Annotated in this window: 19 protein-coding genes; 9 read left to right on the forward strand and 10 right to left on the reverse strand. The window is 70.4% G+C overall.

The annotated features are described in order from the left end of the window. Positions 1-70: 70 nt before the first annotated feature. Together CAL29_RS22065 and CAL29_RS22070 are read right to left on the reverse strand one after the other, a co-directional pair. A complete protein-coding gene (locus CAL29_RS22065; protein ID WP_094855135.1) occupies positions 71-3,442 on the reverse strand; it encodes a type VI secretion system Vgr family protein in 3,372 nt (1,123 codons plus the stop codon). Positions 3,443-3,473: 31 nt separating this feature from the next. Then, a complete protein-coding gene (locus CAL29_RS22070; RefSeq protein ID WP_143277716.1) occupies positions 3,474-4,463 on the reverse strand; it encodes a hypothetical protein in 990 nt (329 codons plus the stop codon). A 190-nt stretch (positions 4,464-4,653) separates the two neighbouring features. Between CAL29_RS22070 and CAL29_RS22075 the strand changes: the two genes are divergently transcribed. From CAL29_RS22075 to CAL29_RS22095, 5 genes are all read left to right on the forward strand, one after another. Then, positions 4,654-5,508 carry a M15 family metallopeptidase gene (locus tag CAL29_RS22075; RefSeq protein WP_256977667.1) on the forward strand — a complete coding sequence of 285 codons (855 nt, stop codon included), beginning with the start codon at positions 4,654-4,656 and terminating at the stop codon, positions 5,506-5,508. Positions 5,509-5,578: 70 nt separating this feature from the next. Next, positions 5,579-7,141: a hypothetical protein gene (locus tag CAL29_RS22080; protein ID WP_094855138.1), complete on the forward strand. Its 1,563-nt coding sequence runs from the start codon at positions 5,579-5,581 to the stop codon at positions 7,139-7,141. Then, complete coding sequence (tssM, locus tag CAL29_RS22085) at positions 7,138-10,953, forward strand: type VI secretion system membrane subunit TssM (protein ID WP_094855139.1); 3,816 nt, start codon at positions 7,138-7,140, stop codon at positions 10,951-10,953. Before CAL29_RS22080 ends, tssM begins: the two co-directional genes overlap by 4 nt. After that, positions 10,950-11,936 (forward strand): type VI secretion system-associated protein TagF, encoded by a 987-nt coding sequence (tagF, locus tag CAL29_RS22090; RefSeq protein ID WP_094855140.1) that lies wholly within the window; start codon positions 10,950-10,952, stop codon positions 11,934-11,936. The genes tssM and tagF overlap by 4 nt, the downstream gene beginning before the upstream one ends. 2 nt (positions 11,937-11,938) lie before the next feature. Beyond that, entirely contained in the window at positions 11,939-12,733 is a 795-nt protein-coding gene (locus CAL29_RS22095; protein WP_094855141.1) for an OmpA family protein, read from the forward strand. A 25-nt stretch (positions 12,734-12,758) separates the two neighbouring features. On the opposite strand, the gene tssA is transcribed toward CAL29_RS22095, so the two are convergent. Continuing rightward, positions 12,759-13,886 (reverse strand): type VI secretion system protein TssA, encoded by a 1,128-nt coding sequence (gene tssA / locus CAL29_RS22100; RefSeq protein ID WP_094855142.1) that lies wholly within the window; start codon positions 13,884-13,886, stop codon positions 12,759-12,761. Between the two features lie 268 nt (positions 13,887-14,154). Here tssA and CAL29_RS22105 point away from each other — a divergent pair, with 268 nt between their 5' ends. Then, a complete protein-coding gene (locus CAL29_RS22105) occupies positions 14,155-14,406 on the forward strand; it encodes a hypothetical protein (protein ID WP_094855143.1) in 252 nt (83 codons plus the stop codon). Between the two features lie 38 nt (positions 14,407-14,444). Then, positions 14,445-14,708, forward strand: coding sequence for a PAAR domain-containing protein (locus tag CAL29_RS22110; protein WP_094855144.1), 264 nt, complete (start codon positions 14,445-14,447; stop codon positions 14,706-14,708). Between the two features lie 175 nt (positions 14,709-14,883). Here CAL29_RS22110 and CAL29_RS22115 read toward each other — a convergent pair whose 3' ends face one another. Together CAL29_RS22115 and CAL29_RS31675 are read right to left on the reverse strand one after the other, a co-directional pair. Then, on the reverse strand, positions 14,884-16,413 hold the full coding sequence (locus CAL29_RS22115; protein ID WP_256977668.1) for a CoA transferase: 1,530 nt from the start codon (positions 16,411-16,413) through the stop codon (positions 14,884-14,886). A gap of 151 nt (positions 16,414-16,564) precedes the next feature. After that, positions 16,565-16,714: a hypothetical protein gene (locus tag CAL29_RS31675; protein ID WP_179284139.1), complete on the reverse strand. Its 150-nt coding sequence runs from the start codon at positions 16,712-16,714 to the stop codon at positions 16,565-16,567. A gap of 243 nt (positions 16,715-16,957) precedes the next feature. Between CAL29_RS31675 and CAL29_RS22120 the strand changes: the two genes are divergently transcribed. Further along, positions 16,958-18,403 carry a citrate/2-methylcitrate synthase gene (locus tag CAL29_RS22120; RefSeq protein ID WP_179284140.1) on the forward strand — a complete coding sequence of 482 codons (1,446 nt, stop codon included), beginning with the start codon at positions 16,958-16,960 and terminating at the stop codon, positions 18,401-18,403. A 208-nt stretch (positions 18,404-18,611) separates the two neighbouring features. Continuing rightward, positions 18,612-18,995, forward strand: a complete 384-nt coding sequence (locus tag CAL29_RS22125) for an RNA-binding S4 domain-containing protein (protein ID WP_094855146.1) — start codon at positions 18,612-18,614, stop codon at positions 18,993-18,995. Between the two features lie 30 nt (positions 18,996-19,025). Here the strand turns inward: CAL29_RS22125 and CAL29_RS22130 are convergent, their stop codons facing one another. From CAL29_RS22130 to CAL29_RS22150, 5 genes are all read right to left on the reverse strand, one after another. Then, positions 19,026-19,832: a fumarylacetoacetate hydrolase family protein gene (locus CAL29_RS22130; RefSeq protein WP_094855147.1), complete on the reverse strand. Its 807-nt coding sequence runs from the start codon at positions 19,830-19,832 to the stop codon at positions 19,026-19,028. Positions 19,833-19,908: 76 nt separating this feature from the next. Next, positions 19,909-20,400 (reverse strand): nuclear transport factor 2 family protein, encoded by a 492-nt coding sequence (locus CAL29_RS22135; RefSeq protein WP_094855148.1) that lies wholly within the window; start codon positions 20,398-20,400, stop codon positions 19,909-19,911. Between the two features lie 2 nt (positions 20,401-20,402). Then, complete coding sequence (locus tag CAL29_RS22140; RefSeq protein WP_094856826.1) at positions 20,403-21,650, reverse strand: alpha-hydroxy acid oxidase; 1,248 nt, start codon at positions 21,648-21,650, stop codon at positions 20,403-20,405. A gap of 16 nt (positions 21,651-21,666) precedes the next feature. Continuing rightward, complete coding sequence (locus CAL29_RS22145) at positions 21,667-22,653, reverse strand: Bug family tripartite tricarboxylate transporter substrate binding protein (protein ID WP_094855149.1); 987 nt, start codon at positions 22,651-22,653, stop codon at positions 21,667-21,669. A 114-nt stretch (positions 22,654-22,767) separates the two neighbouring features. Next, positions 22,768-23,646, reverse strand: a complete 879-nt coding sequence (locus tag CAL29_RS22150; protein ID WP_094855150.1) for a TauD/TfdA dioxygenase family protein — start codon at positions 23,644-23,646, stop codon at positions 22,768-22,770. Positions 23,647-23,668: the final 22 nt, after the last annotated feature.

The raw sequence follows: 23,668 nt of genomic DNA on the forward strand, positions 1-23,668 counted from the left end.
GTGCCGGCTTGTCGAACGGAGCGGCCGGCGGGCCGATGCAGAAAGAATAGTTATGGGAATGGGCGCATCGTCACGCGTCCGTCTTGGGCTTGAGCTCGCCCACGCCCTGGACGTCGCCGTCGGCGATGGCATGCTCGCCGAGCCAATCGGCATGCGCGCCATCCAGCCGCGTGCCGTTGCGGGCGAAGTTCAACGCATCCAGCACCTTGTTCGAGGACGTCTGCGCGGCATCGGTGCTGTAGCGCGCTGGCGTCATGGCCTGCGCATGCAGGCCGCGCACCAGCCAGACGCGGCCGGGGTACTGCGTGACCTTGGCGTTGAGCGCGCGCTGCTGGGATTCGTCCAGCGCCAGCGTGCCGTCGGCGGGCGTGGTGCCTTCGAACAGCACCTCGTCCCATTGATCGGCGTCGAACAGCGCCGGGTCCAGCCGGCCGCCCTCGTCGACCGACGCCAGGTCGGCCGGCACCTTGACGATGCGCCAGGGCTCGCCCTCGGGCGCCACGCCGTGGGCGCCCGGCATGTCCTGCAGGCGCAGGCCCAGCTTGAAGGGCTCGTCCTCGCCCTGGGCGAAGGCCGGCAGCGGATACGACATGGAATCCGGCCCGGTGAATTGCTTGTCCGCGCTGTGCACGTCGATGCGGCCCGGCGCGTTGACGGTGATGTTGCCGCCTTCCAGCACGATGCTGGCGCCCTGCGCGGTGGCGATGCGGATGCGCTTGGGCGCGGCCAGCTCGACCTGCGCCGACGCGCTGGCGACGTGCACGGCTTCGCGCGCGGTGACGGTCAGCGTGTCCTGCTGCGCCTGCACCAGCAGCGGGCCCTGGCCGGCGACCAGGCTCAGCGCCGGCTCGCCGCCGCGTTGCACGCCCGCCACCACGCCCAGCGCCTGGCCGGTGTGCACGCGCACGCTGCCCATGGAAGCCAGGTTCTGGTGCCGTCCCGCGGACCAGTGCACGGTCTCGCCGGCGGTGACCTGCATATGCGCGCCGGCGGTCTGCACAAGGCCCGCGCGCGCCGCGACGAAGATCGCGGCGCCGCCGAGGTGCGGCACCTTGCCGTCGCCCGTCTGCGAGTCCAGCCGGGCCGCGTCGCCGCGCGCGGTGGGCAGGTCCTCGCCCGAGACGCTGGTGGCGACGGCGGCCTGCATGGCGGCCAGCGGCGCCTTGCTCGCATCCAGGACGCTGGTGTCGGGTTTCTCGGTGCCCGCCGCGGCGGCCAGGCGCACGCCTTGATGATCCGCGGCGCCCTTGTCCAGGCTGCGCGACAGCTTGTCGGCCTGCTTGGCCAGCGCCTGCGCGCCGCTCGCCTCGCCCGCCGGGTCCGCGCCGTCGCCGTGATAGGAGGTGATCAGCACGCCCGCGCCGCCGCGCACCGCGCCATAGGCGTCGGAACGCAGCTCGGCGCCGGCGCCGCGCACGCCGCCGCGGTAATTGCCGGCCTGGTGGATGATGTGGCCCAGGTTCAGTTCGGTGGCCGACTGCGTGCTCTTGAGCTGCAGGCGCTGCTGGCCGTCGCTGTCGTCGAAGACCACCTGGTTGTAGCCGGCGCCGCCGAATTCCTTGCTCTTGAAGCCGCTCAAGGCGGCGGCGTTGCGATGCGCGTCGTCGGCCGCCGCGGCGCCATGCCATGCCGGGGCGTTGCCGCCCGCCAGGTTGGCCTGGCCGCTGGGAATCATGTCGCGCGCGGCCGCGAAGGCCGAGGTATCCGCTTCCTGCACCGTGCGTCCGCCCGGCGTGGCCGGCGTGCCGCCCTCGCCGCGCCCGTTGTACACCGCGCCGACGACCACCGGCTGGTCGACATCGTCGTCCAGGAAGCGCACCAGCACTTCCTGGCCGATGCGCGGCACGAACGTCATGCCCATGCCCGCGCCGGACTGGCGCTGCGCCACGCGCGCCCAGCGGCTGTGCGCTTCGCCGTCGCTCTGCGCTTCCTGCCAGTGGAAGCGCACGCGCACGTCGCCGCGCCGGTTGCGATGGATTTCCTCGTTGCCGTCGGCCTGCGACCGGCCTTCCGCGTCCACCACCAGGGCGGTATGCACGCCGTGCGCCGACGGCGCTCCGTTGAAGCGGGCGCCGCGGCCCCCCGCCAGCGCCGGCCGCCAGGGCCGGTCGCAGCGCAAGGCGTCGAAGGCATTGGCGTAGCCGACCTTCCGGGCCTTCTCCAGCACGGCGGCATCGGGCGTTTGCACGTCCTCGCCCGTGTCCGTATCCAGGCCGGCCGCCGGCTTGCCGCGCGACGGATCCGCGGCTCCCAATGCGCCGCCCGGCGCCTCGAACTCCCGGCGCGCGCCGGGAGGCGCCGGCGGCGTGTCGTAATGCAGCCATTGCGCCATGCCGCCGAGCCGGGTCTCCAGCGCGGCCCGCGAGGCGACGGGCAGGTTGTTCACGCCCACGTGCTCGATGCGGACCAGCGCGAAGACGGGTTCGAAACCGCTTTCGCCGGAGGGCCCCAGCGGCGACATGTCTTCCAGGCGGAAGCGCGTCCCGCAACGGAAGGTGCGCACGCCGCCGCGGCCGGTGAAGGTCTCCCTGCGCGCCTGCACGCCTTCCAGCGCGACGGCCGCCTGGCGCTGCGCATGGGCTTCGTTCTCGAAGGCGCCGTGGCCCGCCGCTTCATACCATTCGGAGACCAGGGCGTCGTCGTCGCCCGCATCGCCGGCGCTGGCTTCGCCCGCCACGGCATGCTTGCCGCCGGCATGCCAGCCCAGCACGGCGACGCGGCCGGCGCCCTGCCGGAAACGGCGCGCCAGCTCCTGCACCGTATCGCGCGACTCCGTGGCGTCGGCACGATGAAAGCGCACGCCCTGTTGGGCGGACTCGGCATCCTCCGGCAGCCCGCGGCTGTCGGCGAAGATGCGCACGGCATGCTTGAGCGGCGCTTCGCCGTCCTCCACCGCCGTCCAGCCCAGGCCGGCCTCGGCAAGCAGGCGCGAGACAAAGTCGTAGTCGGATTCGCGATATTGCGTGGTGTAGGGCCGCACCGGCAGATCGTCCAGGTACGCCTGCACGTCGTCGGCGATCTGGCTGGTGCAGCCGTCATAGCCGTCCAGCACGTGCTGCACGATGTCGAGCAGGGCGCGCTGCTCGAAGACGCGGCTGCGCCGCTGCTGCGTCGCCAGCCACAGCCAGGGCACGACCGTCAGGCGGTAGCGCGCCATGCCGGCGTCGCCGGCCAGCAGCTCGGCCTCGCGCACCACGCCGCTGCGCCCGTCGCGGCTGCCGTCGGCGCGCGTGGTCCACAGCGTCACGGGACGCGAGACCATGTCGTCGAGATCCAGCGCGGCGTCGTCGGCGAGCGCCAGGACGCGCATCTCGCCCAGGTCCGACAGCCCCTCGCGGGCGATCCAGGCTTCGACGTGCAGGCGCGCCAGCGCGCCCTCGCCCTCCAGGCTGTAGAGCCGGGCGTTGGAACTGAGCAGGTCGGCCAGGGCATTCGTCGTCATGGTCGGCACGTCGCGGTACGGGTAAGGCGCATCAAGGGCGCGCGGGCGCTTGGGTCTGCGCCTGCGGGTTGGGACATTCCGGCGCCAGGCCCCATTGCCCGGCGCAGACCTGCAGGCGGCATTGCTCGCTTTCCAGGAAAGGTTTGCGGCGGCACTGCTGCAGGCGTTCGGCCAGCGGCGTGCCCGGCAAGGTCGCCACGGCCCCCGTGGAGGGCGGCGGCAGGCCGTAGGCCATCAAGGCGGAGAGCAGCGCGGCGTCGCCATCGGACTTCTTCCTGGCCTTCGTGTTGCGCGCGGCGTGCGGGGCGGACTTGGCGTCCGCCTTGCCCTCGGCGGCCTTGCCGTCCGGCGCCTTGCCCTTCTCGGCTGGGGCGGCCGGCAGCGCCGCGGCGGGCGCGGCGGCGGGCGCGGCGGCGGCCAGGGCCGACAGGGGATTCGACGGCGGCGGGTCCTCGCGTTCGCCGCGCGCGCCGGGGGCTGCGTCCGCCGTCGCTTCCCGGTTCGAAACCGGGGCGTCGACGATGGCGGCCGGCGCGGGCGCCGGGGGCTGGGCCTGGGCGGCGGCGCCGTTCGCGCCGCCGGGACCGTTCGCCGACGCAGCGGGCCCTGACGCGGCAGGCGCCGGCGTCGATGCCGCCGAGGCGTTGGCCGTGGCCCCGCTGCCCGGCGCGGCGGCCTGGCCCGGATTCGCGGCGCCATTGGCCGCGCCGCCGCCCTGCCCGCCCGCATTGGCCATGATGGAGCCGCCCGGCGCCGGCGCGGCCTTGCCTTGCTGCTGGATGCGCCACCACGCGGCGCCGCCGCCGGCGCCTATCAACAGCAGAAGAACCAATAGCCACCATGCGCGGGACGAACGCGCGCGCGCGGCCGGCATGTGCTGCCGTTCCGGTTGCGGCGCGCGGCCTTCCAGCGCTGCCAGGATTCTCGACGATTGGGAATCGCGCGCGCCCGCGTCCGAACGTCCCGCCAACAGGCTGGGCGTCCGGCCGGGTGCGGCCGATGTCGCGTCGTCTAGTGCCATGCGTCTAACCCGTGGTTCGAGGGTGCATGCCCCTCCGTTTATCCCGGTCGTCGATCGCGATGCCGTCATGCCCATCGGGCATTGCACCTTGTTACGATTTCAGGAACTCAGACGCGAGTTTGAGGCGTTGCCGCTATTGCTTCAACCGCAGTTAAGACAAAAGATTACGCCTTTCCCACCGAGACCTCTTTTGCTCATCCTTTTACCCGTCTATTTCCTTGCCGCCGTCTGCATCTCGGCATGGCTGTTCTTCCCCGCGCTGCGCACCACCACGCTGCGGGGATTGCGCGCCTGCCTGCACGGCCTGCGGCGGGGCGTGGCCCGTTCGACAGAGCGGGCCGGGGGTCATGTGGGCGGTTTCCTGGGGGGTCTTGGCCGGGTTGCCGGCGGCGTAAGCGGATATGTAAAAAGCCACCGTTGGCAAACGGCGGGCGTGCTGATCGTGGTGTCTCTTCCGACCCTTTTTGCTTTCCTCATGAGACACAATCACACATTTGTTTACGAGGCGGATTTACGAAATCCTAACGTACAAATTGAAGCCCTTTTGGCCGGAGAAAGGCTGGTTCCGCCCCCGCCGGTCCCTCCCGAAGCCTTCACCACCGCCGAGGTGGTGATGATCCGGCCGAGCATCGTCACGGCCAGCCGCGACTGGGAACTGCTCGACCCGGATTTCCGCCAGCGCCTGCTGCTGGCCTACCAGATCATGCGCGACGAGTACGGCTACCAGATGGCGCTGATCGAGGGCTACCGCAGCCCCGAACGCCAGCAGGAATTGCTCGACAAGGGCGGTTCGACCGTCACCCACGCCGGCGCCTACCAGAGCTATCACCAATACGGCCTGGCCGCGGACAACGCCTTCCTGCGCGATGGCAAGATCGTCATCTCGGAAAAGGATCCTTGGGCGCTGCGCGGCTACCAGCTCTATGGCGAAGTGGCCGAGCGCGTTGGCCTGACCTGGGGCGGACGCTGGAAGCTCATGGACCTGGGCCACGTGGAATATCACAAGCCGGGGGTCAAGCTGGGCGCGCCGCCCCCGCCCCGCTGACGGCGCCGGCCATGCCGACGCCCGACCCGCAACATAACCAATAACGCAACGCTGTCCTCGCTTCCGAAATATGTCCCGTCTCCTCAAGTCCGGTCTGATCATCGCCCTGGTATTCGGCGTGGTGTGGCTGGCCGTCATCATCTGGTGGCAGGAAACGCGCGCGCTGCCCACGGCGGTGGACATCGGCATGTTCCTCTTCGCGCTGCCGCTGGCCCTGCTGTGCCTGGGATGGCTGGGCCTGCGCGTGGCCCGGGCGGCGCGCGCGCCCAAGCCCGAGGCCAGCGCGCCGGCGGCGCCCGCCGAGGCCGTCGCCGCGCCCGCCGTCCCGCCCGCGCGGCTGGCGGTGCTGGGCGTGGCCGCGCGCACGGCCGCCGGCGTCAGCCCGGCCGCCATCCGGACGGAGCTGGCGCAACAGTCGCGCCCCGGCCTCGATCCGCAATTGAAGGACGTGCGCGGCTTCCCGGTCTTCGCGGCGTGCGTCTCCACGCTGGATACCGCCGCACTGCGCGAGCAGGCGCGGGCGGCCGACGCGCCGGCGGCGGCGCTGGAAGACGAGCCGTTGCGCGCCACTGCCCTGCTGCGCGCGGTGCTGGAGGACGCGCGCGACCGCGCGGTCGACCACCTGCTGGTCACCGCCATGCCCGACGGCCCGGACGAACGCGAGAACGCGTGGCCCATGCTGCACGTCGACCTGATGCTGCCCGGCGCATGGCCGGCCGCCGCGCGCGAACGGGCCATGCAGGTCGCGGGCGCCGCGTTGCGCGGCGTGGCCGCGCCCGGCGCCGCGTGGCCGGCCAGCCGGCTGGCCCTGGTGGCGCATGAAGTGGCCGACGACGCCACGGTGCCGGCGCATCTGCATGTCCTGGCCACGCGGACCGGCGAGATGGAAGGCCGGGCGAACGTGGCAGCCCGGGCGAACGCCTCCGCTGAAAACCCGTCCGCCGCGGCGCCGTCCGGCAAGGACATCCCCGCGGCGCCCGCCGCGAGAAGCGCCGGCCCGGCCCGCCGCGGCGCGACGGACCTGCCCGAACCGCCGCCGCTGCGCATCGTCGCCGCCGCGGACTCCTACATCAGCCAGGGCCGCGCCAGCGCATGGCAAGGCCAGCGCCGCCTGATGACGGCGGAGCAGCCGCAAGGCCTGGTGCCGGGCGAAGCCGCCGCCGCGCTGCTGCTGGCCGCCGTGCCGGCCCCGGGCCAGCGCATCGCCGTGTTCGCCCCTCACGCGCGGCGCGCGGTCTCCGCCGACGCGCGCGGCGCCGCGGCCGATCCCGCCCTGCCCGGCCTGGCGCAGGCGCTGTTGCAGGAACATGGCCTGGCCGCCGACAGCCTCGCGGCGCTGGTGAGCGACGCCGACCACCGCGGCAGCCGGCCCATCGAGACCCTGCAACTGGCCGCCGCCGTCACGCCGCACCTGGATCCCAACCAGGACTGCCTCGCCGCGGGCAACCGCTGCGGCCACGTCGGCGCCGCAGCGGCCCTGCTGGCCCTGGCGCTGGCCGCCGACGCCAGCGAAGAACTCGACGCCCCGGTGCTGGCCGCCCTGACCCAGGATCCCTGGCTGCGCGGCATCGCCGTCGTGGCCGGCTTCGAATCGTATCCTCCGACGAATCCTTCCCCCCCGTCAAAGACATGACCAGCCCTTCCGGACTGTTTTCCAGCTTCACCAGCTTCCTGAGCGATGTCCGCTCATGGCTATCCCGCATCGCGTCCAGCCCGAGGACCTTCATCGTCTTCGGGCTGATCGCCTTGCTGGTCTTCCTGTTCCTCCTGGCCGACACGCCGGAGACCGGGCTGACCTGGGCCGGCACGGCGCTCGCCGTCTTCCTGGCGCTATGGCTGCTGGTCTTCCTGATCCGCCGCGCTCGCTCGCGCAAGGCCAATGCGCAACTGGGCGACGTGCTGGAGAAACAGGCGCAGACCGGCAAGAGCACCACGCGGGGCGACGTGCAGGCCTTGCGCGAACGCATGTCGCAGGCCGTGCGCACCATCAAGACGTCCAAGATCGGCCAGTTGTCCGGCAACCAGGCGCTGTACGAACTGCCCTGGTACATCGTCATCGGCAACCCGGCCGCCGGCAAGAGCAGCGCGGTGATCAATTCGGGCCTGCAATTTCCCTTCGCCGACAAGAACGGCGCGGCCGTGCGCGGCGTGGGCGGGACGCGCAACTGCGACTGGTTCTTCACCACGGAAGGCATCCTGCTCGACACCGCGGGCCGCTACTCGGTGCACGAGGAGGACCGCGACGAGTGGCTGGGCTTCCTGGACCTGCTGAAGAAGCATCGCTCGCGCGCGCCCATCAACGGCATCATCGTGGCCGCCAGCATCGACGAGCTGTCGGCGTCCGGGCCGGAGTTCGCCATCGAACTGGCCAAGAACCTGCGCCAGCGCGTGCAGGAGCTGATCGACCGGCTGGAGGTCTTTGCCCCCGTCTACATCATCTTCACCAAGGCCGACCTGATCGCCGGCTTCGACGAGTTCTTCGCCGACAGCGACGAACGCGAGCGCAACCGCGTCTGGGGCGCCACCCTGCCCTACGGCGCCGAGGAAAGCCGCGACGTGCTGGCGCTGTTCGACGCCCGCTTCGACGAGCTCTACGAAGGCCTGAAGGAAATGGGCACCGCGCAGATTTCGCTGCGCCGCGCCGGCGGCCTGCCGCCTGGGCTGCTCACCTTCCCGCTGGAGTTCGCGTCGATCAAGCCGGCCCTGCGCACCTTCCTGTCCACGCTGTTCGAGACCAACCCCTTCCAGTACAAGCCCATCTTCCGCGGCTTCTACTTCACCAGCGCCTTGCAGGAAGGCACCGCCCGCAGCATCTCCACCGAGAAGCTGGCCGAGCGCTTCGCCCTGGCGCCGGCGCGCCGCGAGTCCACGCACAACGTGTCCTCGCACAACGGCTTCTTCCTGCGCGACCTGTTCTCCAACGTGATCTTCGCCGACAAGAAACTGGTGCGCCAGCACGCCAGTCCCGGCAAGGTGCGCATGCGCTACCTGGGCTTCTTCGGCCTGGTGCTGGCGCTGGGCCTGGTGCTGGGCGGCTGGAGCTGGTCCTACATGGGCAACCGCCAGCTCGCCTCGAACGTGCAGGCCGACCTCGACAAGGTCGTGCGCATGCAGCAGGAAGGCTCCGACCTGCAAAGCCGGCTGGAAGCGATGGACATCCTCCAGGACCGCATCGAGCAACTGGACCGCTATGCGGCCAGCCATCCGCTGTCGCTGGGCCTGGGGCTGTACCAGGGCGACGCGCTGCGCCACCGCCTGCTGCAGGAGTACTACGCGGGCCTGAACCAGATCATGCTGATGCCGGTCAAGGGCAGCCTGGAAGACTACCTGGCGCGGGTCGGCAATTTCGGCGAGCACGGCGGCGCCGCGGCCGCCAACGGGCAGCCTGCCGCGCGTCCCGTGCCGGTGTCGGCGCCGGCGCCCGACACGCTGTTCCAGGACTCCTCGCCGAACAATCCGCAGGACGCCTATAACGCGCTGAAGACCTACCTGATGATGTCCAACCGGGAGCACGTCGATCCGACCCACCTGTCGGACCAGATCACGCGCTTCTGGCGCGGCTGGCTGGAAACCAACCGCGGCACCATGCCGCGCGACGCGCTGATCCGCAACGCCGAGCGCATGATCTCCTTCTACGCCTCGCGCTCCTCCGACGCCGAGTGGCCGCGCATCAACCTGAACCTGGCCCTGGTCGAGAAAACCCGGGGCAGCCTGCGAACCGTGATGCAGGGCATGCCGGCGCGCGAACGCGCCTACGCCACCATCAAGGCGCGCGCCGCCACGCGCTTCCAGACCATGACGGTGGCGCGCATCGTCGGCAACCAGGACAGCGTGGTGATGGCCGGCAGCTACGCCATCCCCGGCACGTTCACGCGCGAGGCCTGGGAGCAATACGTGCAGCCCGCCATCCGCGAAGCCTCCAGCAAGGAACTGCAGACCACCGACTGGGTGCTGGGCGTGAACGCGCGCGACGACCTGACGCTGGAAGGCAGCCCGGAGCAGATCCAGAAGAGCCTGGAGACGATGTACAAGACGGAATACGCGGAGGAATGGAAGAAGTTCCTCGGCGGCGTCAGCATCCAGCCCTTCACCAGCTTCAGCCAGGCCGTCGACGCCATGAACCGCCTGGGCGATCCGCAGACCTCGCCCATCGCCAAGCTGATCAACACCGCGTACGACCAGACTTCCTGGGACAACCCGTCGCTGATCAGCACGGGCCTGCAACAGACCCAGACCGGCGTGGTGGCCTGGTTCAAGCGCGAAGTCCTGCGCCAGAGCACCGCCCCGCAGGTCAAGGAGAACCCCGGCAACACGCTGCCCATGGGACCGGTCGGCCGCGAGTTCTCCGACGTCGCGCGCCTGGTGGTGGCGCACGAGAACCAGTCGCTGCTGGGCAACTACATGGCGGCCCTGTCCAAGATCCGCACGCGCTTCAACCTGCTCAACAACCAGGGCGATCCCGGACCGGGCGCGCTGGTGCTGATGCGGCAGACGCTGGAAGGCAAGGAATCGGAACTGGCCGACGCCCTGAAGCTGGTGGACGAGCAGATGCTGGCGGGGCTGAGCGACGCCCAGCGCGAAACGCTGCGCCCGCTGCTGGTGCGTCCGCTGGTGCAGGCCTACGCGGTCACGCTGCAACCGGCCGAGCGCGAGCTGAACAAGGTGTGGACGGCGCAGATCTACCAGCCGTTCAACCAGGACCTGGCCGAGAAGTATCCCTTCTCGCCCAACGCCACCGTGGAAGCCAGCGCCCAGGAGATCGGCCAGATCTTCGGTCCGCAAGGCGCCATCGCCAAGTACGTGTCCGATACGCTGAGCCCGCTGACCGTGCGGCGCGGCGACGTGCTGACGGCGCGCACCTGGGGCGACCTGGGCATCAACCTGCTGCCGACCTTCACCGCGAATTTCGCCCAGTGGGTGGCCCCGCTGTCGGGCGCGGCGGCCGGCGGCGGCGCGGCGGCGCAGCCCCAGACGCTGTTCCAGATCCAGCCCAAGCCCGCGCAGGGCGTGACCGAATACACCATCGAGATCGATGGCCAGCAACTGCGCTACCGCAATACGCCGCCGCAATGGGTCAACTTCGTGTGGCCCAACGCGCAGGGCGCGCCCGGCGCGCGCATCACCGCCACCACCTTCGACGGCAGCGTGGTGGACGTGGTGAACGAGCCCGGCCGCTACGGCCTGGAGAAACTCATCGGTTCGGCGCAACGCACTTCCAATCCTGACGGTAGTTTCAATATGACCTGGTCCAAAGCCGGCGTTTCGGTCCCCGTCACGCTGCGTATCATCAGCAATGCCCAGGCCGCCGGCTCCGGCGCCAGCGAACCCTCCAGCGGCCAGGGCCTGCGCAATCTGCGCCTGCCCCAGGCCGTGGTCTCCGCCACGCCGGCCAACCTGGCGGACAACCGCGCCGCCGCCCCGGTCCGCACGGGAGGCAAGCAATGAACGCGCCCCTGCAATCGCCGGCCTACCGCGCGGCCTATTTCGGCAAGATCCCCTCGCGCGGCGACTTCGTGCGCAGCACCACGCATCCCCAGTTGATGGCCAGCCTGGACGCCTGGGCCGCGAACACCATGGAGCTGCTGGCCCAGGATCCGCACTGGAAGACGCTGTACGACGACGCCGAGGGCTTCAATTTCGCCTTCCTGGGCCCGCGCAGCAAGATTGCCGTGGCGGGACACCTGCGCCCCAGCCGGGACCAGTCGGGGCGGCGCTTCCCCTTCCTCAGCGCGACCTCGCTGGAAGTCTCGCGGCCGCAGGAATTCATGGCGCGCAGCCCGGTGTCGTTCAGCCGTCTCTGGAACCGGCTGGACGCGGTGACGACGACGCTGATGACGGAGGCCGACTCCAATCCCGGCCTGCAATCCCTGAACAGCCTGGAAGGCGCCATCCATATCGCGCCGGACGACGGCTTCGACACCTTCGCCGACGTGCAGACGCTGGAGCGCGTGGAGCACATGCTGCGCGGCGACGGCCACCAGGCGCGGCTGCACGACATCATCCTGGCGCTGGGCATCCTGCTGGAGCCGGTGATGAACAGCGGCGCCTCGCACCTGGACCAGGGGCTGGCGCTGCCGCTGCCCAGCGATCCGCTGTACGCGAACCTGGTGGCGGCCTACTGGATGACGCTGGTGACGCCCTTCCTGGCGCTGGCGGACTTCGAGGTGGCGACCTTCGTCGGCCGCATCGGCGGCAAGCCGCGGCTGGTCATCGGCTTTCGCGGCGCGTCGCCCCATACGCTGGCCAGCCTGCTGTCGACGCCGCAGGTGCTGGCGGCGCAGAACATCCTGCTGGACCAGGCGCCGTGGGTGAACGAACACGTGAACGCCAGCCACGGGCTGGCCAAGCTGTCCAGTTATCTGGATCAACCGAAGCTGTCGCTGCGCACCGCGCTCGACACCTTCCGCGAAGTCTTTATCGGAGCATGAACATGCGCCTGGCTTTCTTTGCCGCCGCCCTCGCGCTGTCCGGCGCCTGCGCCGCCCAGGACGCGGCGACGGTGGTGCCCGCCAACGTGGTTCCCCAGCCGGGGCAAGTGGTCGCCAGCGGGGCCGTTCCCGACCAGGCGACCAAGGCCGACGTGCTGGCCCGCCTGCAGCAGTTGTACGGCGTGGGGAACGTGATCGACCGCATCGACGTGGGCGGCGTGGTGGCGCCGCCCAATTGGAGCGCGCACGTCGGGAAGATGATCTCGCCGCCGTTGAAGCAGATCAATCGCGGGCAACTGGACATCGACGGCACGCAGATCAGCCTGCGCGGCGAGGTGCAGAACGAGGCCTCGCGGCAGCAGATCGCCAGCGCCCTGGCGACGGCGCTGAATCCGACCTACAAGATCGTCAACGGCCTGCGGGTGGCGGCGGGGAAGGACGAGCAAGGGATGCTCGACAACCTGCTGGCCAACCGCACGGTGGAGTTCGAGACCGGCAGCGCGACCTTGACGCCGCGCGGACGGGAGTTGCTGGACGAGGTGGCCAACGTGCTGCCCAGGATCCGCGCGGACAAGGTGCAGATCATCGGCCACACGGACAGCTCGGGCAGCCGGGCCACGAACCTGGCCCTGAGCCAGGCCCGCGCGGACGCCGTCAAGGCGTACATGGTGGAGAAGGGATTGCCGGCGGCCCGCTTCGACGCGGTGGGCGTGGGGCCGGACCAGCCCTTGATGAGCAACGCCACGGCGGAGGGCCGCGCGAAGAACCGGCGGATCGAGTTCCGGGCGGGAAGCTAGCTTTCCGCCATGGCGATTTCCACCATCACTCCGTCTTGGGAACGCCCAGCAATTCCTCCAGGTCCGACAGGCCCTGGTCGTTCTTGAGCACGGTACGCAGCCACAGGTGCAGGGACATCTCGCCCCAACTGGCGGCCTTGTCCGCCAGATAGGCGACCGGGCTGTGGGGTTCGGTGCGGCGGAAGAATTCGGCGACCTCGCGCAACTGGTTCAAGGCCTGGTCGCGCGTCTGGATCGGGCCGCGCGCGGCCGGCGCGGCGGCCGGGGACGAAGGCGGAATGGTCATGGTGGGCTCCAGGCGTTCGACGGGGCCGCGCGCGGCCGCCTCGGCATCGGCGGGGGACGGCTGGCCGGACAGGGCGCTGGCGGCAGGCGCGGCGCTTTCGGCGCGCACCAGCAGGCCCGCGTCGCGGGCGAAACGGGCGGCCAGGTCCGAGGCATTGCGCAGGGTTTCGCGCAAGGCCGAGAACGAAGGCCCGTCGTCGCCCAGCCGCTCCTGCAACAGCCTGTCCAGGCTGTCGAGGGCTTGCGTGCACCCATCGAGATCGACCAGCAGTTCGGAGTAGAAGGCCGGCGCGGTGTCGCGGCGCGCGGCGTCGAACTGGTCCTGCGTAACCTTGCCCCGCGTCAGCTCGGACGCATCCTGCGGCGCGCGCTTGATGGCGTTGGCCAACTGGACGGCGCTGTCCCATACCGCCAGGCCGTAACGGCCCGCCTCGCTGCGCGTCAACGGGATCTCCATGGCCACCTGCCGCGACTGGCTGATCAGCCAGCCCAGGTTGCCGATGCGCTGCGCGGCGTCGCCGTCCTCGGCGCGCGGGTGCAGGCCGTCCCAATAATCCCGGCACAAGGCTTCGACCAGGCGGAACCCGTCGCGCAGGCCGCCGAAGCCGTCGCGGCGCGCCCAGGCCTCGGTCAGCCAGGCCGCGACGCGGATGTCCTTGCTGCGCGTGCGCAGGATGTCGCCGCACAGGCGCGCCACCTGCGGCCAGTCCGCTTCCTTGAGATCGATGACCCAGTCGCCCTGCTCCAGCCCCGGTTCATCGAAGCGGCGCGCTTCACGGATCTGGTCGAATTCGGAGGAGAACACCAGGTCTTCGCCGCACGGGTCCTGGCCCGGGATCGGCTGCAATAAGGTATCGAGGTCTGTCATTGTTATGGGGAAGAAAACGGGACGGCGCGGCGGCCGGGGCCCGTCTCCCTCCAGGCAGAAAATGGGATACGGGATGATCCCATAGCGGCGCGGCAAGCAGAAGGTTGACGAAACGCTCTCTTACAAAATGAGTAACGAATAATGATGATGGCGTCGGCGAAGGCCCATATCATTCTTCGCTGCGTTGGACCGCGGCGCGATCCGGCGCATCGTTTTCGCGCATTGTTTTCGTGCTTTGTTCCACCCTGACGATAAGGTCTGCCTAGCCATGAGCTCCGATTTCCGCCTGGCCTTCGACGGCCACTACTACCGCGGCACGCCGCGCCGCGCCCCCGATGGCACCTATGTCGGCGGCGACGGCGCGATCACGCGCGCGCCGGACGGCACCTACGTCGCCGGCACGCCGCAGCGCACGCCCGACGGCCGCTACATCGGCGGCGAGGCGCCGGTGCGCTGGGCGCCGGACGGCTCCTTCGTGTCCGGCGACGTGCGCATGGCGCCGGACGGCACGCTGGGCTGACACGCGCCGCGCGTCAGCCAGACCCGGAATCATTCATCATGGCGCGTCCTGTCATACGCAAAGGCGACCGCACCTCGCATGGCGGCGTGGTCGTCGAGGGCGACGAGACCGTCGTGGTCTTCGGCCAGCCCATGGCCCGCGTCGGCGACCGGGTGACCTGCCCGAAATGCGCCGGCACGCACACCATCGTCGAAGGAACGCCGGACGTCGGCTCCGACCGCAAGACCGCGGTCGAGGGCATGAAGACGTCCTGCGGCGCCACCCTCATCGCCAGCCAGCAGTTCTATACGCTGGGCAGTTGAGGCCTCCCTGCTTCGGGGTGAACGCCGGCCCGGCGCCGGTCATGGCATCGAGCCGGCCGACCCCCATCCGGCTCCGCGCGTCATCCCGGCATAGCCCCTGCATGCTCTCGGCGTCGGCATCGCTCCGGCATCATCCCAGCGCCATCCCAACGTCTTTCCGCCGTCATTTCCGCCGTCACGCCGATGGGGATGGCCGCCACGCAGGCTCGGCCGCGCCCAGCGGCCCGGCCGGGTAATCCCAGCGCATGGGCGATCCCTCGATCTCCAGCGGGGGCTTCGCGCGCTGCAACGGGCCCCATACCGTCATCTCCGGCTCCGCCGAGAAATCGCTGTCGCGCACTTGCAGGCCCGCCTGTTCCCGTGCCCCTTCGCCCGCTGCTTCCGCCAGGCCGAACAAGGCCTCGGCGGTGCGCGCCAACGACAGGCGCGCGTCGACGGCGACACCCCGCTCCAGCCGCATGGCCAGGCCGCGCAGCACGGCGGCGGCGATCAGATAGCCGGTGCCGTGGTCCAGCGCCTGCGCCGGCATGGGCGTCGGTTTCCGCGCGTCGCGCCAGGCCATGCCGGCATCCGCGATGCCGCTGCTCATTTGCACCAGGCTGTCGAATCCGCGCCGGCCGTGCCACGGGCCGGTCCACCCATAGGCGTCTAGGGCCACGTCGATCAAGCCGGGGTTGAGGGCGCGGCGAGTAGCGGCGCCGTAGCCCAGGCCGTCGAGCGCATCGGGACGATAGCCGTGCACCAGCACGTCCGCCTGCGCCAGCAAGGCCTCGAAGCGCGCGCGGTCGGCCGGATCGCGCAAATTCAAGCGCGCGCAACGCTTGCCCAGCGTGATGTCCGGCGCCACGGCGGGCTCGTCCCAGCCGGGCGGGTCGATGCGCAGGACGTCCGCGCCATAGCCCGCCAGGAAGCGGGTGGAGACGGGCCCCGCCAGGATGCGGGTCAGGTCCAGCACCTTGAGGCCGGCCAGGGGGCGTTCGGTCCCCGGGCGCCATGACGGGACGGCGGCCAGCGCATGCTCGGTCCATGCGACCAGCGGTTCCGCCGCCACGGCCTGGCCCTGAGGATGCGCGCGCCATTGCGCGCGGGTGTGCATGACGGCGGCGCAACCGCCGGCGGCGAGCACGGCGCCTTCCAGCTCCAGGGCGCGCCACTGCGCGACCGCGGCGGCCACGGCGGCGTGGTCGTCGGCGCAGCCCAGGGCCGCCACGGCGGCGGCGCGGTGCTTGGGGGCGTTGGTGTGCAGGCGTATCCAGCCATCGGCGGCGCGATAGTCGCCGGTGATGCTGTCCCGCGAGGCCGGCAGCTCCCAGCCCACCGAGCGCAGGGGCGTCCCGAACCACAGGCCGGTCAGGCGGCGATCGACGGTCAGGCGCGGCAGGGCGTTGGTCTTGGCGCCCGCTTCCTTCTCGGCTACTTCCCTCTCGCCTGCCGCCGGGCTGCTGCCCGCCGCAGCGGAGCCGCCGCCGGCGGAGGTGGCGCGGGCGCCCATCAAGGCGCGCAACGCGGCGCCGGCCGCGGCCACGGTGGCGGCGGCGAAGTCGTCGACCGGCAGCACGTAGGGCAGCACGCCCTCGCCCCAAAAAGCGATCTCGTCCAGGCCGCCGGGCGGCAATCGCAGCGCCTCGGCGGCGCGGCGCAGGAATTCGCGGCTCACCGGCGCGTCCCCGGCGCCGGCTTCATCTGTCCTTGCTTTGTCCATCATGATGGTCTCCAACGAGTACCTGTTTCGGCATCGGCGCATCCGTCCTCGCTTGACAGCCGACGCGCCATGCCGCCAGCATAAGCGCTGCAACATTGACGTCAATCTTGATGTTATTCATCAATATCAGGCCTTCGACATTCAACTTTCAATATCATGCTTTCAACATCGAACCTTCGATATCACTCGTCAACATCGAGCCTTCAACATCAAGCTTCGATATCACGCCTTCAACATCAGGCTTCGACATCGGGCCTTTAAGATCAAGCTTCGACATCGGGCCTTTAGCATCGAGCTTCAACATCGAGCCTCCAATACTTCGACATGGAGTCTTCAATACTTCGACATTGATCCTTCAATACCCAGCTTCGACATCCAGCCCTTGCCTCGGGCAAGGGCTTCCATCCCCGATGCGCCGCGGCCGGCGCGGTGTCCACGCCCCGGGCGTACGATCCGCCGCCCTCCGTGGAGGCGCGGCGCCGAGAGCATCCGGGACGCGGGACCTGAAAATCCCGCCCATTTCCACGCACGGCAGGAGAACGAGAACATGGCATGGTTGAACGCCCGGGACGCGCTGCGCATTCTCGGCGTGCGCCCCCAAACACTGTACGCCAATGTCAGCCGCGGACGCATCCGGGCGCGGCCCGATCCCCGGGACAGCCGGCGCAGCGAATACCGCGAAGAGGACGTGCTGCGCGCGGCGAAGCAGGCGCGCGGCCGCCGCAAGGTGGCGACCATCGCCGCCGAGGCGATCGAATGGGGCGACCCCGTGCTGCCCTCGTCCATCTGCACGGTGGCCGACGGCCGCCACTGGTATCGCGGGCAGGACGCCATCGCGCTGGCCGCGCGGGCACGGTTGGAGGACATCGCCGCCCTGCTCTGGCAGACGGAACCGCTGTCGTTCACGCCCGCGAACGCCGCGCGGAAAGCGGCGGCCCGGGCCACGCAGTCGTCAGCGCCATCGGCATCGCAATTGCCACCGGCATCGCTATCTCCGCCATCTCCGCCGTCATCCGCCTCGGCATCCGCATCCACATCCGCATCGGCATCCACATCCGCATCGGCATCCGCATCGGCATCCGCACCTGCATCGGCAGCGACAGCAGCGGCGCGAACGGTGTCGGCCTCGGCATCGGCAGCGCGAGCGGCGTCGGCATCGGTATCGTCCCGTGTGAACGGACGCGCGCGGGGCAGCGACGACGATGACGGCGCCAGCGGACCCGGCCCGGCGCTGGCGGCCGGACTAGCCGCCATGGCCCGGCGCGCCGGCACGGACCTGCCCACCGTGGGGCGTTCGCCAGCCACCCTATGCGCCGAGGCGCGCGAGGTCATGGCCAGCCTGTGCGCGGGCATGCTGGGCGCGCCGGTGCCGGCGGGCGTGGCCCTGCACGATCACATCTGCGCGCGCTGGCGGCAGCCGGCGGCCGCCACCTTCGTCCGGCGCGCGCTGGTGCTGATGGCCGATCACGAGTTGAATGCGTCGGCGTTCTCGGTCCGCGTCGCCATCTCTACCGGCGCCTCGCTCGCGGCCGGCGTGCTGGCCGGCCTGTCCGCCCTCTCCGGCCCGCTGCACGCGGGCGCCACGCAGGGCGTCGCCGCCCTCGCCGGCCAGGCGCGGCGACAAGGCGCCGACACCGCGGTGCGCGCCTGGCTGGCGCAGGGGCGCCCGCTGCCCGGATTCGGCCATCCGCTTTATCCGGAGGGCGATCCGCGCGCCGCCATGCTGTTGGCCACCACCCGCCCCCCGGCGCTCTACCGCCACCTCGCCGACCATGTTGAACGCAGCGTGGGCGAGATCGCCAGCGTGGATTTCGCCCTCACCGCCTGCTGCGCCCGCCACGCCCTGCCGCCCGACGCGCCCTTCGTCCTGTTCGCCCTGGGCCGCTGCGTCGGCTGGCTGGCGCACGCGCTGGAACAGGCGCAAGCGCGGCGGCTCATCCGCCCCCGCGCGCGCTACGTCGGCATCGCTCCCGCGGCGGCAAACGCCGACTGAGCGCGCGGCCGGGCTCGCGCTATCATGGCGGCTTATCCGCAATCCAGGACAGCACCGGGCATGAGCGCGCCGGGCCGTCCCAAGCGCGAATCCTCCCTCGGGGAGGAGGTCGCGCAGCGACAGGAGGGCACAACATGCACGCGCCGGGCCGCCCCAAGCGCGAATCCTCCCTCGGGGAGGAGGTCGCGCAGCGACAGGAGGGTATCCAGTGACCGACAAACTGCGCCTCGATAAATGGCTATGGGCCGCCCGTTTCTACAAGACGCGCAGCCTGGCCGTCGATGAAATCGGCAAGGGCCGGGTGCTGGTCAACGACCAGCCCGCCAAGCCGGCGCGCGAGGTCGGCGCCGGCGACACGATTACGCTGCGCAAGGAAACCCCGGCCATGCACGTGCGTGTGGTGGCGGTCAGCGCCGTGCGCGGGCCGGCGCCCGTGGCGCGCACGCTGTACGAGGAAACCCCAGAGAGCGCGGCCGCCCGCGCCCATGCCGCGGAAATGCGCCGCCTCGCGCCGGAGCCCGCGCAGACCATCGCCGACGGCCGGCCCACCAAGCGCGACCGCCGCCTGATCGACATGATGCGCGGCAAGTAGGCGCGGCCGGCGCCCGTCGCGTCTACCGCTCTACCGCGCCCGCACGAATCGGTTGCGCAGCGTCCCCAGGCCGGTCAGCGACACCTCCACCACGTCGCCGTCGGCCAGATCGGGCGAGTGGCCGTCGGTGCCCATCCACAGGATGTCGCCGGGATACAGCGTCAGGTACCGGCTCATCGTGCTGAGGAAAGTGTCGATGCCGAACAGCATGTCGTTGGTGTGAAAGCGCGTGCTTTCCTTGCCGTTCACCTTGACCAGGGTTTCCATGGCGTCGACGTCGGCGTCCGTCTCTATCCACGGCCCCATGGGCTTGAAGGTGTCGGAATTCTTGGCGCGCCAGAAGGTGCGGTCCGATTTCTGCCAATTGCGCTCGCTGACGTCGTTGCCGATGGTGTAGCCGAGCACGCAGGCGCGCGCCTCGGCCGGGCTGACGTTGCGCGCCCGCTTGCCGATGACGACCACCAGTTCCCCCTCGTAGTGCACCTTCGTGGCGTCGGCCGGCATGACGACGTCCTCGCCGTGGGCGAGCAGCGCATTGTTGGCCCGATACCCCACGTCCGGCTTGTCCGGAATCTTCAGCCCTTCCGTGGCGATGTGCTTGGTGTAGTTCAGGCCCACGCAATAGAAGGTGGGCGGAATCACCGGCACGTCCAGGCGCACGTCCTCCAGGCGCAGGATTTCCCCCGTTTTCTCGTACCCCTTGAACGGGTCGCCGCGCACGGGCGACACGCGATCGCCGTCCAGCAGGGCATGGAACGGCGCCGCTGCCCCGGCGGCGCGGTCCGCCCCTCCCTGCCCCTCGTTGCCGCCCGCCAGGCGGGCCCGTATCCATTTCATGCTCGTCTCCTGATTCGTGGAATGGCGGGCGGCTGTCCCGCCCCGCCCTGAAGGACGAGGCCAGCCGCGCGCCGGGTCAAGCGGCCGCCGGCGGCGCGGCGGCGAAAGTGGGTTCATCCCCGCGCATTTCCGCGATCAGCCACGCGCCGCCGGCACGGACCAGGTCGATATGCAAGGTGCGGATGTTCTCGATGCCGGTCAACGGGGCCGGCCCTTGCGGCGCGCTGCCGCTGTCGTGGCGCACCACCAGCATATAGGCGCGCATGCGGCAGCGCCCGTCATCCAGGCTGTCCGCCACCAGGTTGACGATGAGGTGATGGATGCGCTGCGTCCTCGACCGCGCCGCCAGCGCGTCCAGCACGGCCCGGCGGCTGTCTAGGACCTTGCCCTGCCGGTGCCAGACGCCATCGGGCGCCAGGCGACCGGCCAGGTCTTCGTAGCGGTTCTCGTCCAGGTCGCGGTAGAAGGCCATGACCTGGTTGTGGCACAAGGCCAGGGCGGCGGCGTTCGAGGCAGCTATGGCACCGCCGCCGGCAGCCGGCTCGGCGGCGTGGAGCGTATCGGACATATTCAATTCTCCTCCAGCATTTCGGCCTGCACGGAAGCGGCCCAGGCGGCCGCGGCCCGAGGCAGGCAGGGTGAATAGGATGAAAGGGGCGGAAAGGGACTGGGCACGCGCAGCACGTCGGGGCCGATGGCGTCCAGCGCCGGGGTGCCGCATAGCTGCATGGTGCGCGCCAGCTCGTCGCGCAGGATGGCCAGCGCCTTGGCCGCGCCCGCCTCGCCGCCGGCCAGCACGCCGTACAGCGTGGCCCGGCCCGTCAGCACGCCGGCCGCGCCCAGCGCCAGGGCCTTGTAGATGTCGCTGCCGCGCCGCACGCCGCCGTCCAGCAGCACCGGCACGCGCCCCGCGGCCGCGGCCACGACCTCCGGCAAGGCCCACAGGGTGGCGATGCCGCCGTCGAGCTGGCGCCCGCCATGGTTGGACACCACCAGCGCGTCGGCGCCCAGCCGCACGATGGCTTCGACGTCCCCGCCATGCACCACGCCCTTGACGATCAATTTGCCCGGCCAGCGGTCGCGCAGGCGGGCCAGCGCCGCCAGGTCGAAAGCCGGATCGTAGTTGCGACCCGCCACCGACCGCATGGCCTTGCGGTCCGAGGCCATGCGGTTCAGGCCGGCCAGACTGGGCATAACCGGCGGCCGCCGCAGCAGCATGTCCAGCGACCAGGCGGGCTTGCGGGCGAACTGGAAGAAATTGCGCGGCCCGATCTTCATCGGGAAGGCCAGGCCGTGGGCGAGATCGCGTTCCCGCTTGCCGCCCACCGGCAGGTCCACCGTGATGACCAGCGCTTCATAGCCCGCCGCGCCGGCCCGCGCGACGAGGTCATGCAGGCGCTCCTTGTCCTGCAGGATATAGGCCTGGAACCAGAGCCGCCCCGGCGCCTTGTCGGCGATCTCCTCGATGGCCGCCGTCGCCGAGGTGGACAGCGCGTAGGGAATGCCGGCGGCGGCGGCCGCGCGCGCCAGCATGACGTCGCCGCCGCGCCGGCCGAAGCCCACCGCCCCGGTCGGGCCGATGGCCAGCGGCATGCCGGCCGGCCTGCCCAGCAGGCTGCCGGACAGGTCGACCCGGGCGACGTCGCGCAGCACGCGCGGCGCCAGCCGCACCTCGGCGAAGGCCTCGGCATTTTCCCGCAGCGTGCGCTCGTCCTCCGCGCCGCCGTCGAAGAAGTCGAAGATGGGCCGCGGCAGGCGCGCCCGCGCGCGCTGGCGCAGGCGCTCGATGGAGTAGCAATCGTCCAGGCCCGGCATCATGACGTCCACGCCTCGCTCATTCCTCGCCCTTCACGTTGCCGCGCTTGATGACGTCGGCCCAGCGCGCCTTGTCCTGCACCAGGAAGTCGCGGAACTGCTCGGGCGTGCCGCCCACCGCCTGCGCGCCCAGCGCCGCGAACTGTTGCCGCACCTGCGGCCGCGCCAGCGCCTCGTTCACGGCATTGTTCAGCTTGTCCACGATGGCGCGCGGCGTGCCGGGCGGCACCAGCAAGCCGACCCAGGGCGATCCCTCGTCGAAGTCGTGGTAGCCCAGCGATTCCATGGTGGGCACGCCGGGGAAGTCCGCCAGCGGCTCGCGGGTGCCCACGCCCAGCACGCGCAACTGCTTCTGCTGCACGTAGTTGGCGATGCCGACGCTGGGATAGAACATGAAGGAGATGCGTCCCGCCAGCATTTCCTGCAAGGCCGGGCCGTTGCCCTTGAACGGCACGTGCACCATGTTCAGCTTGTCCGAGGTCGCCAGCATCTCGGCGGCCAGGTGGGCCGACCCGCCCACGCCCGACGACCCGTAGGTCAGCTTGCCCGGATGCGCCCGGGCGTCCGCCACCAGGCTCTTGACGTCCTTGTAGGGCGAGTTGTAGCTGGTCACGAGCACCATGGGCAGCTTGCAGACGTTGCTGACCGGCGTCAGGTCCTTGACCGGATCGTAGTTGTAGCGGCCCGGATACAGCAGCGGATTGACGCTCCAGGTCAGCGAGGTCACCAGCACCTTGTAGCCGTCCGGCTCGGAACGCATGACGTCGGCCGCGGCGATGGAGGCGCTGGCGCCCGGCTTGTTCTCCACCACGATGGAGGTCTTGAGGATATCGCTCATCTCCTTGGCCAGGATGCGGCCCAGCACGTCGGTCGGGCCGCCCGCGGCGTAGCCGATCTCCATGCGGATGGGGCGGGAGGGATAGTCGTCGGCGCGGGCCGCGCCGGCCGGCAGATAGGCCGCCAGCGCGGCCACGGCCAGGACGGCCAGGAATTTACGGGTTCTCATGCATGTCTCCTTGATTCGCGATGCATCGCGCGTCCGCGCCCGCATCGCTGTTGTCCAGCCTGGGGGCCGCGCGTCCGCCCGGCGTCGTCCGGGCCGCGCACGGCACGGGAAAGGCTACTCGTACAGCTCGGGAAAGTATTTATCGGCCATGACCTGGCAACGCTTGATCAGGCGCGGCTCGTCGGGACGGTAATCGGCCACCGCGTTGTGGATGGTCCCCATGTTGTCCCACATCAGGACGTCGCCTTCGGTCCAGTTGTGGCGATGCCGGTATTGCTCCTGCAATTGATGGCGAAAGAGGAAATCCAGCACCTCGGCGCTGCGCGCCTCGGGCAATTCGTTGATGCGCATGGAGTAGCCGGGATTGGCGTACAGCACCTTGCGCCCGGTGATCGGATGCGTCAGGAAGACGGGATGCGAGACCGGCGGCTTGCGGCGGCGCTGCTCCTCGGTCAACGGCGGCCGGGTGCTGCCCTTCTCGCGCCGCATCATTTCCCAGAACTTGTTGAAGTCATGGGTGATGGTCATGCCGTCGAGTTCGCGTTTCAGGTCTTGCGGCAGGTCGTCGTAGGCGGCGTGCATATTGCAGAACTCGGTATTGCCCAGCGACTTGCCGTCGCGCACGGGGATGCGGATGCCGTAGAGCACATTGGCGAAGGCGATGGTGCGGCTGTAGGACATGTCGGTGTGCCAGTCCTGGCCCGCGTCGCTCAGCCCGATGGGCTTGCCGTTCTCGACGATGTTCGAAAGAATCATCACCTCCGGCAGGTCGGCCTCGTGGTACATGTTGGCGACGTTGACCTCCAGCTTGCCGAAGTTTTCCGAGAAACGCTTGAGCTGCAAGGCGCTCAAGGCCTGCCGGGGAAAGCTGACCACGCCATGGCGGCCCAGCGCCGCCTCGATGGCGCGGTAGTCGGACTCGGCCAGCGGCTGGCCGAGGTCCATGCCCTCGATGCGCGCGCCCAGCGGCGTGCCCAGGGGGATGATTTCCATGATGTCTCCTTCCAGGAATGAT

The organism is Bordetella genomosp. 10, assembly GCF_002261225.1.
Lineage (GTDB): Bacteria > Pseudomonadota > Gammaproteobacteria > Burkholderiales > Burkholderiaceae_B > Bordetella_C.

What these genes read in the sequence shown, in the direction of transcription:
- CAL29_RS22135 (WP_094855148.1), bottom strand. Translation starts at nt 20,400, where the DNA reads ATGTCCGATACGCTCCACGCCGCCGAGCCGGCTGCCGGCGGCGGTGCC.
- CAL29_RS22130 (WP_094855147.1), bottom strand. Translation starts at nt 19,832, where the DNA reads ATGAAATGGATACGGGCCCGCCTGGCGGGCGGCAACGAGGGGCAGGGA.
- tssM (WP_094855139.1), top strand. Translation starts at nt 7,138, where the DNA reads ATGACCAGCCCTTCCGGACTGTTTTCCAGCTTCACCAGCTTCCTGAGC.
- tagF (WP_094855140.1), top strand. Translation starts at nt 10,950, where the DNA reads ATGAACGCGCCCCTGCAATCGCCGGCCTACCGCGCGGCCTATTTCGGC.
- CAL29_RS31675 (WP_179284139.1), bottom strand. Translation starts at nt 16,714, where the DNA reads ATGTTGAAGCTCGATGCTAAAGGCCCGATGTCGAAGCTTGATCTTAAA.
- CAL29_RS22140 (WP_094856826.1), bottom strand. Translation starts at nt 21,650, where the DNA reads ATGATGCCGGGCCTGGACGATTGCTACTCCATCGAGCGCCTGCGCCAG.
- CAL29_RS22120 (WP_179284140.1), top strand. Translation starts at nt 16,958, where the DNA reads ATGGCATGGTTGAACGCCCGGGACGCGCTGCGCATTCTCGGCGTGCGC.
- CAL29_RS22115 (WP_256977668.1), bottom strand. Translation starts at nt 16,413, where the DNA reads ATGATGGACAAAGCAAGGACAGATGAAGCCGGCGCCGGGGACGCGCCG.
- CAL29_RS22150 (WP_094855150.1), bottom strand. Translation starts at nt 23,646, where the DNA reads ATGGAAATCATCCCCCTGGGCACGCCGCTGGGCGCGCGCATCGAGGGC.
- tssA (WP_094855142.1), bottom strand. Translation starts at nt 13,886, where the DNA reads ATGACAGACCTCGATACCTTATTGCAGCCGATCCCGGGCCAGGACCCG.
- CAL29_RS22065 (WP_094855135.1), bottom strand. Translation starts at nt 3,442, where the DNA reads ATGACGACGAATGCCCTGGCCGACCTGCTCAGTTCCAACGCCCGGCTC.
- CAL29_RS22080 (WP_094855138.1), top strand. Translation starts at nt 5,579, where the DNA reads ATGTCCCGTCTCCTCAAGTCCGGTCTGATCATCGCCCTGGTATTCGGC.
- CAL29_RS22070 (WP_143277716.1), bottom strand. Translation starts at nt 4,463, where the DNA reads ATGGCACTAGACGACGCGACATCGGCCGCACCCGGCCGGACGCCCAGC.
- CAL29_RS22145 (WP_094855149.1), bottom strand. Translation starts at nt 22,653, where the DNA reads ATGAGAACCCGTAAATTCCTGGCCGTCCTGGCCGTGGCCGCGCTGGCG.
- CAL29_RS22105 (WP_094855143.1), top strand. Translation starts at nt 14,155, where the DNA reads ATGAGCTCCGATTTCCGCCTGGCCTTCGACGGCCACTACTACCGCGGC.
- CAL29_RS22095 (WP_094855141.1), top strand. Translation starts at nt 11,939, where the DNA reads ATGCGCCTGGCTTTCTTTGCCGCCGCCCTCGCGCTGTCCGGCGCCTGC.
- CAL29_RS22110 (WP_094855144.1), top strand. Translation starts at nt 14,445, where the DNA reads ATGGCGCGTCCTGTCATACGCAAAGGCGACCGCACCTCGCATGGCGGC.